Here is a 9,682-nt window from a genome sequence, read left to right on the forward strand (position 1 = left end):
ACAACCGCTCACCCGCAGGCGACTTGACCTGCCCCACCCTCGCCACACCACGACCAACGAGGCATGGACCACAAAGTCACCGGCATTGGCCCTAGGAGTCCTCCGGGGCGCGGCGGCTGACGGCACGACGGCCGGGGCCGCATGGGCCGGAGGACCGGGGGAGGCGTGGAGCGAGTCCCCCCGGACTCGCTCCACGCCGCCTCGTCGCGCGGCTTCGGCGCTGCCGCTCCCCCCGACACCCCGGCAAACCCGCCGTTCCCCCCTGAGCCACACCCTCCGGCGAGAGCGGTCCGCACAGGCCCCGGCGAGCCCCCACCTCCGGGGACGTCGTTGATCTCAAACTAACAAACCGCGTGGTTGGTTTGTCAATAGTGGAATCCACGAAACATCCACATCGTGATGGAGGGCTCCACGGGGCCCGGAAAGGCCCGGGACCAGGGCTTTGCGTTCCCGTCAGGCCGGTGGCGGCCCGATTCGCCCGCACAGGACGGGCGGCGGCGGACGGTGGGCGCGGGATCGGAATCCGACATTCCGAGCATGATGGCAGTACGCAGTGACACCGGACGGGCGCCCAGCGCAGCCGACGGGGCCCGCGCGGCGGACGGCACTCAGCGCAACTGACGGGCGCCCAGCGCAGCCGACGGCGCTCAGCGCGGGCGGAGGAAGGAGGGATCGGGAGCGGGCCGGCGCTCAGCGCAGCAGCCGGCGTTCCTTCGCCACCGCCACCGCACCCGCCCGGGTGTCCACGCCCAACTTGTCGTAGATCCGGCCGAGGTGCGTCTTCACCGTGGCCTCGCTGATGAACAGGGCCCGGGCGATCTCCCGGTTGCCCAGCCCCTGCGCCAGCTGTTCGAGGATGTCCTGCTCGCGCTCGGTGAGCTGCGGCGCGGGCGACCGCATCTGCGCCATCACCCTGGAGGCGACCGGCGGCGAGAGCACCGTGCGGCCCTGGGCGGCCGCGTGCACGGCGGCGAACAGCTCCTCGGGCCGCTCGGCCTTCAGCAGGTAGCCGGTGGCGCCGGCGGCGATGGCCCGGGTGATGTCGGCGTCGGTGTCGTAGGTGGTCAGCACCAGGACGTGCGGCCCGCCCGGGTCGGCGGTGATCCGCCGGGTGGCCTCCACCCCGTCGATGCCGTCGCCGAGTTGGAGGTCCATCAGCACGACCTGCGGCACCAGCCGGGCGGCCAGGGCGACGGCCTCCTCACCGGTGCTGGCCTCGCCGACCACCTCGATGTCGCCGGCGCTCGCCAGCAGCGCCAGCAGTCCGGCACGCACCACCGCGTGGTCGTCGCACACCAGCAGCCGGACGGGGGCGGGCCGGACGGGAGTCGTGCTCATCGGTTCTCCAGGGGGATCGCTGCGGAGACGACGGTGCCCTCGCCGGGCGTGCTCTCCACGGTCAGCCTGCCACCCAGCTGCCGCAGCCGGGCACGCATCGCCGGCAGGCCGTAGCCGCGCCCGCCGCCGGGGCCGGCCGCGTCCGGCTCGAAGCCCTGCCCGTCGTCGGCGACGTCCAGCACGGCCTGGTCGCCGAGGAAGGACAGCGTGATCGCGGCGGCCGACGCCCCGGCGTGCTCGCGGACGTTGGCCAGCGCGCCCTGGGCGATCCGCAGCAGGGCGGCCTGCGCGGCGGCGGGCAGCGGGACCGGCGTGCCGTCCAGGTGGAAGCGGACCGGCAGCCCGCTCTCGGCGGACTCCCGCTCGGCCAGCGCCCGCAGCGCCCGGTCGAGGGTACGGCCGTCGGACAGTTCCGCCGGGGCGAGGTCGTGGACGAAACGGCGGGCCTCGGCCAGGTTCCGGGCGGCCACCTCGGCGGCCGTGCGGACGTGGGTCCGGGCCGTCGCCGGATGGGTGTCCCAGGTGCGTTCGGCGGCCTGGAGCAGCATCTGCTGGCTGGACAGGCCCTGCGCCAGGGTGTCGTGGATCTCCATGGCGAGCCGTTCGCGTTCGGCCAGGGTGCCCTCCCGCCGCTCGGTGGCGGCGAGTTCGCGGCGGGTGCGGACCAGGTCGGCGATCAGCGCGCGCTGCCGGTCGGCCTGCCGGGCCATGAAGAGGAAGACACCGGTCGCGAGGCCGGCGACCGCGGGCGGCAGCAGCACCAGGGTGGCGTCGACGCCGCCGGGCAGCCGGATCTCGGCGATCACCACCAGCAGGGTCAGCGCGCCGACCAGCGGGATGGCCGCCTTCGCGGGCAGCGCCCGGAGGGCGGTGTAGATCAGCGGGACGGCGCACCAGGCGAAGCTCGGCGCGAGCAGCACCAGCACCACCCAGAGCACCACCACCAGGGCCGAGGGCCACCGGCGGCGCCGGCCCCGGGCGGCCGGGCGGTGGTGGTCGAGCCAGGACCCGGCCGGCTGGGCGACGGCGAGGGCCGCGCTCAGCCCGATCACCCAGGGGGCCTGCGGGCTGCCGGAGTGGTGGCTGAGGTAGCGGTTGAGCGAGGCGGCGAGCAGCAGCAGGAAGGCGGAGTCCAGCAGCAGTGCGAGCCGGCCCGCGTCCGGATCGCCGGCGTCGCGGCCGAGGACACCGCCCCGGGCAGCACGCGCACCGGCGGCATCGGTAGGCACGTCGGCACCGCCGGCACCGGCACGTGCTCCGGCACCGGCGCGGTCCGCGGCGCGACGGCCGGCGGTCGGGCGGGGCTGCTGCACGGGTGGCTCCTGGCTGAACGGGTGGTGCGTGCGCGGTCGGCGCCGGCCCGTACCGGCCCGTCGTTCCCGCCGGCACCGACCTGCGGCGACCCCTCGATGGTGACCCGTCCGGCCCGGGGCCGCATCAGCCGATCGGTTGACGGCAGGGTCGACCATCACGCCCGCGGGCCCGCGCCGGACCGCCGATGTGGCGGGCCCTGCCCCGGCCGGAGGATCGAAGCACGCCGCCGGGCGACCCCCCGACGCCCCGGCGGCCCCCCGAACCCCCGCCCCACCCCGCAGATCCGCTGAGGAGTCGGACCATGAAGAAGACCTCCGTTCGCACCCGGGTGCTGACCGGCACCGTCGCCGCCGCCGCGCTCGCCGCCGCCACCGTCGGCGCCGTCTCGGCCAGCGCCGAGTCCACCGAGACCCCGGCCGTCCCGGCCGCGGCGAAGGCCGACACCCAGAACAAGAACCTGGCCCCGAGCAGCGGCCTGACCATCGACGCCGCCACCCGCGCCGCCCAGGCCGCCCTGGACGCGGCCACCAAGGCCGGCCAGCACGTGTCGGTCGCGGTCGTCGACCGGGACGGCGTCACCCGGGTGCTGCTGAAGGGCGACGGCGCCGGCCCGCAGGCTCCGGTCTCGGCCGAGCGCAAGGCCTTCACCGCGGTGTCCTGGAACGCCCCGACCTCGGAGCTGGCCAAGCGCCTGGCCCAGGCGCCGAACCTCAAGGACATCCCGGGCACCCTGTTCCTGGCCGGCGGTGCCCCGATCCAGTCGAAGGGCGCCCCGATCGCGGCCGTCGGCGTCGCGGGCGCGCCCAGCGGCGACCTGGACGAGCAGTTCGCGCAGGCGGGCGTCGCCGAGCTGGCGAAGTGACGGGAGCCCGGCCGGCCCGGCCCCGGGCCGGCCGGGCCACGGTCTCGTTCGGGTGAACGCCGGGAGGGTCGCCGCAGAACACGGGATGACCCTTCGAAAAGCCGGTGCCGCTGTCAGTGCCGCGTGGCAGGCTTCCCGGTATGACGGCGTGGACCCTCAACGACATCGAACGTGCGATCCGCTCCTCCTGGGGTGTCGACACCTGTGCGCCCGAGGATCTGGCCCACTGGCGTCCCGACAATCCCGCCCGCGGCCAGTGCGGGGTGACGGCGATGGTGGTGAACGACCTGCTCGGCGGCGAGCTCATGATGGGCGAGGTGTACGTCGACGGCGTGCGTACGGACCTCCACTGGTGGAACCGCTTCGCCACCGGCTTCGAGATCGACCTCACCCGCGAGCAGTTCGGGCCGGACGAACTGGTCGGTCCCGGCCGTCCGGTCGCCCGCCCGGTCCGCCCCGGCCGGCTCCAGGCCCAGTACGAGCTGCTGCGCGGCCGGGTGGCCGCCGAGCTGGAGCGCGGCGCGGCCGCCGACCGCACCCGGATTCCGACCCGCGCCGCCCGCGCCCGCGCCTGCGCGTGAGCCGCCGCCCGGTCCCCGCCGGGTATCGGGCGGGCCCGCGGACCTCCTGACGTACAGTCGGTCGCACACGAGCGACGGCGACGAGGGGAGTACGCGGATGACCGGGCGGACGATCGGATTCGTGGGGCTGGGCTCCATGGGGCGCGGCATGGCCGGGAGCCTGCTGCGGGCGGGTCACACCGTACGGGTCTGGAACCGCTCGCCCGAGCCGGTGGCCGCCCTGGTGGCCGAGGGCGCGGAGGCGGCCGGCTCGCTCGCCGAGGTGTTCGCCGCCGACACGGTGGTCTCCATGCTCGCCAACGACGCGGCGTTCGAGCAGCTGCTGCTCGACCCGGCTCTGCTGGCCGGCGCCGAGGCGACCCTGCACGTCAACATGGCCAGCGTCTCGCTCTCCCTCGCCGACCGGGCCGAGGCGCGGTACGCCGAGCACGGCATCGGCTACGTCGCCGCCCCCGTGCTCGGCCGGCCGCCGGTCGCTGCGGCGGGCCGGTTGAACATCCTGGCCGCCGGCGCGCCCGAGCTGCTGGAACGGGCCGAGCCGCTGTTCGCCGCGATGGGCGAGCGCACCTGGAACTTCGGTGCGAGCCCCCGGCAGGCCAACACGGCCAAGATCAGCACCAACTTCCTGATCGCCTGCGCGATCGAGTCGATGGCCGAGGCGTGCAGCCTGGCCGACGCGCACGGGATCCGGCCGACCGACCTGGTCGAGATGCTCACCGCCACGCTCTTCCCCGGGCCGATCCACACCGGCTACGGCTCGATGGTGGCCGAGCGCCGCTACGAGCCCGCCGGGTTCGGGCTGCCGCTCGGGCTCAAGGACGTCAATCTCGCGCTGGACGCGGGCGCCGCCCGCAACGTCCCGCTGCCGTTCGGCAGCATCCTGCGGGACGCCTTCCTGGACGCGCTGGCCCACGGCGACGGGGACAAGGACTGGGCGGCCGTGGCCGAGGTCGCCCGCCGACGGGCCGGGCTGTCCGACTGACCGCCGCCCGTGGCGGCCCCGGCACTCCGGGGCCGCCAGGGGGTCCGGCGCGGGTACCGCCCGAGTGGCCCGAGCGGCCCGAGTGGAATAACCGGTGCCCGGCGGCTGCTCACCCTGCGTTCGCACCGTACGTACGACGGGGGAGTCCTGATGGCCGATCAGTCGTCCGGCGCCGAGGCGCCGCGCCGTTTCCTGTTCCTCGACGCCAGCGCGCGCACCGACGGCAACTCGGCCCGGCTCGCCCGGCTGGCCGCCGAGGCGAGCCTGCCGGCCGGCGCCGAGCAGCGCTGGCTGCGGCTGGACGAGCACCCGCTGCCGCCCTTCCGGGATCTGCGGCACAGCGGCGACGGTGGCTACCCCGCGCCGGTCGGCCACGAGCGGACGCTGCTGGACGCCACTCTGGCGGCCACCGACCTGGTCTTCGTCGCGCCGCTGTACTGGTACTCGCTGCCCACCAGCGCCAAGCTCTACCTCGACCACTGGTCGGCCTGGTTCCGGGTGCCCGGGGTGGAGTTCCGCGAGGGGATGCGCGGCGGCACCGTCTGGGGCGTCACCGCCCTCGGCACGGAGGAGGAGAAGGCCGAGCCGCTGATCGGCACCCTCCGGCTGACCGCCGAGTACATGGGGATGCGCTGGGGCGGGGTGCTGCTCGGCAGCGGCAACCGCCCGGGCGACGTGCTGGGCGACGAGCGGGCGCTGATCGCGGCCAAGTCCTTCTTCGCGGGCTGAGCCGGGCGGGCCCGGCTGGACCCGGCGGGCCCGGCTGAGCCCGCCGCCCCCGCCGGGGGCCGTGCGGTACCGTCGTCCGGACGTGTACCCGTCACCCTTCGGTCATCCTTCGGTAAAGCACAAAAGCCCTACAAGTGGCCAGAGTTGGATGATTCGGGCAGCCTCCTCCCGTGCCCGGACCGAAGCGCGCCACCCGCCTTCCGGGCCGGTCGGATCGTTCGGTACTCTCCGTCGGACTTTCAGCTTCGCGGGGGGTTCGCGGCGTTCACGGCCGCCCCCTCGCGCCCGGGCCTCGCCCGGACACTTCCGTGAGGTCTCCCTTGTCCATACGTCGCAGTCTTGCCCTTGCCGGGGCCGCCGCGCTCGCGTCCTCGCTCGTCCTGGCCGGCGCCCAGGGCGCCATGGCCGTCGGTGTCACCGGCACCCCGTCCGCCGCCGCGTCGCCGGCCGACAAGGCGTCGCACGCGAGCCTCGACCTCTCGCTGAACGGCGTGCCCGGCACCTTCATCGCCGGCGGTGACGCCCGCGAGTTCACGTTCAGGATCGACAACCGGACGAAGCACGACTTCGTCTTCATCCCGCTGCTCAAGTTCAAGAGCAAGGCGGGCTCGCTCCAGGCGAAGGACCTCAAGGTCCAGTACCGGCTCCCCGGGGGCGAGTGGCAGACCGCCGTGGTCGCCCCCGACCAGAGCGGGGAGAAGAACGACTCCGTCCTGATGCTGCTCGGTGCCCTCGACGGCGCCGGAAACCCGACCGCCGAGGACCTGCTCGGGGTGAACCGCGGCAAGAACGTCCCGATCAAGGTCCGGGCGTCCTTCACCGACGGTGCCCCGCTCGGCCGGGCCGGCGTCGTCCCGGTCGTCTTCGCCGCCGAACTCGACGACTCCAGCCACCAGCCGGTCGACAACGGCCACCTCAGCTGCGACGGCGGCGTGGGCTTCGTCATCAAGGCGCCCGGCGGCAAGCCGACCCCGACGCCCACCTCGTCGCACACCGGCAAGCCCAGCCCGACGGCGACCCCGACCCAGACGGGCAAGCCCAGCCCGACCGCGAGCGGCTCCCCGACGGCCACCCCGACGGCCACCTCGACCGCCACGCCGACCGAGAAGCCGACCGGCACCCCGACCGAGAAGCCGACCGACAAGCCGACCGAGAAGCCGACCACCCCGGCCACCGGTGAGCCCTCCGGCTCGGCCAGCGCCCCGGCCCCGGCCGAGAGCGGCGGCGACACCGCCGGCCCGATCGATTTCCCGGTGGAGCCCCCGGTCATCACCCCGCCGCCGCTGACCCCGGCGGCCGTCGACAAGGCCAAGGCCGCCGCGGACGGCAACGACAAAGCCCTGGCCCAGACCGGTGGCGGCAGCCACACCACCGCCATCGCGGCCACCGGCGGCGCCGTCCTGGTGGCCGGTGTCGGCACCCTCATCGTGCTGCGCCGCCGCAAGTCCGCCCAGCAGGGCTGACCCGTCGCACGCTGACCCGTCGCACGCCGAGCCGTCGCACGCCGAGCCGTCGCACGCCGAGCCGTAGCGAACCTGCCGGAGCGCACCGGGCCGATCCACACCGGCCCGGTGCGCTCCGATCCTCGGCGCGCCGAGTGCCCCCGTGCCGCCCGCACCGTCCCTCCGGGACGGATCCGCGGGCGGCACGGGCGGTTCTCGTCCGTCACATAGGATGTCCGGCCGGAGGGGGGCGGAACGGCGGGGAGAGGACAGGTGCGGGTAGCACGCACGGCACAGGCCACCACCGACTACGAGGCGACGACCGGTCGGATCGCAGGTCTGCCGCTCCGTAGGCATCACGTCCTGCTGGCCGCCTGGACGGTGCTCTGGTTCTTCCTGGTCGAGCCCAGCGGCGGCTTCTCCTGGCACTACCTGCGCCAGGGCGAGCAACTGCTCTTCAGCGGCCAGGCCGACGGCGGCCTATCGCTCTACGCCCACCACCCGGAGCTCCAGATCGGCCCGGTCAGCCTGGCCGCGGCCCGGCTCACCGCCCCGTTCGCACCGCACACCGGGCAGTTGATCGCCGAGGCGGTGAGCGCCGGGCTGGGCCTGGTGATGCTGGTCGTGGTCGGCCGCACCGCGGCCCTGTACTACCTGGGCACCGGGACCAACCACCGGCGGCTCCAGCAGCGGCTGCTGATCGCGGGGCTGGCGTTCATCCCGATGTGGGTCGAGGTCTCGGTCCGCTTCGCGCACCTGGACGACGTCCTCGCACTGTTCTTCACCACCCTCGCCGCGCACGCCCTGGCCCGCGGCAAGCCCGTCCAGGTCGCGGTCTTCCTGGCGCTGGCGGTGGACTCCAAGCCCTGGGCGGTGGCCTTCGCCCCGCTGATCCTGGCGCTGCCCCGGCCGGCCTGGCTGCGCACCGCGCTCTGGTTCTGCGCCCTGGTGGCGATCGCCTGGCTGCCGTTCTACCTGGGCAACCTGGACACCATGGCGGCCGCCAAGTTCACCATCCCGAACCAGCCGGCCTCCGCGCTGCGCTGGTTCGGGGTCACCGACCCGGCCACCCCCTGGTGGGACCGGCCGACCCAGTTCGCGCTCGGCATCGGGCTCGGCTGCGTCGCCGTCTGGCGCGGCCGCTGGCCGGCCGTGGTGCTGCTGGGCGCGGACGCCCGCATCCTGCTCGACCCGAGCGTCTACACCTACTACACGGCCTCGATCCTGCTCGGCACCCTGCTCTGGGACGCGGTCGGGCAGAAGCGGCTCGTCCCGTGGTGGAGCTGGATCGCGCTGGGCGCGCTGTACGGCGGCACGCTGCTCCTCCCGTCCGACGCGGCCCGCGGCTTCGTCCGGCTCGCCTTCGTGGTGGTCTCCGCCGCGTACGTGCTGTTCTGGCCCACCCAGCGGTCCCGCCGGGGGCGGCCCGGCGCGCCGGGCGACGGCGGGGGCGTCGGCCGCCGGGGCGGCCGTCGGCGCGAGCGGGCGCTGGCCGGCGCCGGGGTCTGAGGCCGGCGCGCCCGTCCCCGCCACCGACCGTTCCGGGTCCCGCCGCTTGACCCTCACGCGACGTGAGAGCCGAGGCTTGTGGTCAGCACCAGGGAGGAACTCCGATGACCAGTGAGGGCTACTCGGTCGGTGCCGTGGCGAAGATCGCCAAGGTGACCGTCCGCACGCTGCACCACTACGACGAGGTCGGCCTGCTGTCCCCGGCCGGCCGGACCCGGACCGGCTACCGCCGGTACGCGGACGCCGACCTCGACCGGCTGCAGCAGATCCTCTTCTACCGTGAACTCGGCTTCCCCCTGGAGGAGATCGCGGCGATCCTGGACGACGACTCGGTCAGCCCGACCGAACACCTCCGGCGGCAGCACCGGCTGCTCACCGACCGGATCAGTCACCTCCAGGAACTCGCCTCAGCCGTCGAACACGCCATGGAGGCACGGAGAATGGGCATTCAGCTGACCCCGGAGGAGAAGTTCGAGATCTTCGGCGAGGGCTACCAGGAGGAATGGGAGCAGGAGGCCGAGCAGCGCTGGGGCGACACCGAGGCCTGGGCCGAGTCGCAGCGCCGCACCGGTGGCTACTCCAAGGCCGACTGGCAGCGCGTCCAGGCCGAGATGACCGCCCTCAACGGCCGCCTGGCCGAGGCGATCGCGGCCGGCGAGCCCGCCGACGGCGAGGTGGCCACCGGCCTCGCCGAGGAGCACCGGCAGCACATCTGCCAGAACTTCTACGACTGCACCTTCACCATCCACCGCGGCCTGGCCGGGCTGTACGTCTCGGACCCGCGCTGGACCGACACCTACGAGAAGGTCGCGCCGGGCCTGGCCCAGTGGCTGCACGACGCCATCCTCGCCAACGCGGACCGCCGCGAGGCCGACAACGGGCCCGGCGCCGGGCCGGAGCGCGGGGCGTAGGAAGCGCGAGGCGC

At 74.7% G+C, this 9,682-nt stretch carries 9 protein-coding genes; 7 read left to right on the forward strand and 2 right to left on the reverse strand.

Translation table 11 applies throughout. The features are described from left to right. Window positions 1-690: 690 nt before the first annotated feature. Complete coding sequence (locus tag ACWD4P_RS02980) at window positions 691-1,338, reverse strand: response regulator transcription factor (RefSeq protein WP_359819248.1); 648 nt, start codon at window positions 1,336-1,338, stop codon at window positions 691-693. Then, on the reverse strand, window positions 1,335-2,567 hold the full coding sequence (locus tag ACWD4P_RS02985; RefSeq protein WP_449778368.1) for a sensor histidine kinase: 1,233 nt from the start codon (window positions 2,565-2,567) through the stop codon (window positions 1,335-1,337). Before ACWD4P_RS02985 ends, ACWD4P_RS02980 begins: the two co-directional genes overlap by 4 nt. 386 nt (window positions 2,568-2,953) lie before the next feature. Between ACWD4P_RS02985 and ACWD4P_RS02990 the strand changes: the two genes are divergently transcribed. The 7 genes from ACWD4P_RS02990 to ACWD4P_RS03020 all read left to right on the forward strand — a co-directional run bounded on the left by ACWD4P_RS02990 (window position 2,954) and on the right by ACWD4P_RS03020 (window position 9,668). Continuing rightward, window positions 2,954-3,514 (forward strand): GlcG/HbpS family heme-binding protein, encoded by a 561-nt coding sequence (locus ACWD4P_RS02990; RefSeq protein WP_359819245.1) that lies wholly within the window; start codon window positions 2,954-2,956, stop codon window positions 3,512-3,514. Between the two features lie 140 nt (window positions 3,515-3,654). Further along, the gene (locus tag ACWD4P_RS02995) at window positions 3,655-4,095 is read left to right on the forward strand and encodes a YunG family protein (protein ID WP_359819242.1); all 441 of its coding nucleotides are present in this window, start codon (window positions 3,655-3,657) and stop codon (window positions 4,093-4,095) included. A 46-nt stretch (window positions 4,096-4,141) separates the two neighbouring features. Continuing rightward, the gene (locus ACWD4P_RS03000; protein ID WP_449778441.1) at window positions 4,142-5,077 is read left to right on the forward strand and encodes an NAD(P)-dependent oxidoreductase; all 936 of its coding nucleotides are present in this window, start codon (window positions 4,142-4,144) and stop codon (window positions 5,075-5,077) included. A gap of 150 nt (window positions 5,078-5,227) precedes the next feature. Then, a complete protein-coding gene (locus ACWD4P_RS03005) occupies window positions 5,228-5,806 on the forward strand; it encodes an NAD(P)H-dependent oxidoreductase (protein WP_359819239.1) in 579 nt (192 codons plus the stop codon). 320 nt (window positions 5,807-6,126) lie between these two features. Beyond that, window positions 6,127-7,269, forward strand: a complete 1,143-nt coding sequence (locus ACWD4P_RS03010) for an LPXTG cell wall anchor domain-containing protein (RefSeq protein ID WP_449778369.1) — start codon at window positions 6,127-6,129, stop codon at window positions 7,267-7,269. A 252-nt stretch (window positions 7,270-7,521) separates the two neighbouring features. Beyond that, window positions 7,522-8,757, forward strand: coding sequence for a hypothetical protein (locus ACWD4P_RS03015; protein ID WP_449778370.1), 1,236 nt, complete (start codon window positions 7,522-7,524; stop codon window positions 8,755-8,757). Window positions 8,758-8,861: 104 nt separating this feature from the next. Beyond that, window positions 8,862-9,668, forward strand: a complete 807-nt coding sequence (locus ACWD4P_RS03020; protein WP_359827870.1) for a MerR family transcriptional regulator — start codon at window positions 8,862-8,864, stop codon at window positions 9,666-9,668. Window positions 9,669-9,682: the final 14 nt, after the last annotated feature.

Source organism: Kitasatospora sp. NPDC002543 (assembly GCF_053594915.1).

Excerpts from the sequence above, each read along its gene's own strand:
- ACWD4P_RS03020 (WP_359827870.1), top strand. The coding sequence starts at position 8,862 with ATGACCAGTGAGGGCTACTCGGTCGGTGCCGTGGCGAAGATCGCCAAG.
- ACWD4P_RS02990 (WP_359819245.1), top strand. The coding sequence starts at position 2,954 with ATGAAGAAGACCTCCGTTCGCACCCGGGTGCTGACCGGCACCGTCGCC.
- ACWD4P_RS03005 (WP_359819239.1), top strand. The coding sequence starts at position 5,228 with ATGGCCGATCAGTCGTCCGGCGCCGAGGCGCCGCGCCGTTTCCTGTTC.
- ACWD4P_RS02995 (WP_359819242.1), top strand. The coding sequence starts at position 3,655 with ATGACGGCGTGGACCCTCAACGACATCGAACGTGCGATCCGCTCCTCC.
- ACWD4P_RS02980 (WP_359819248.1), bottom strand. The coding sequence starts at position 1,338 with ATGAGCACGACTCCCGTCCGGCCCGCCCCCGTCCGGCTGCTGGTGTGC.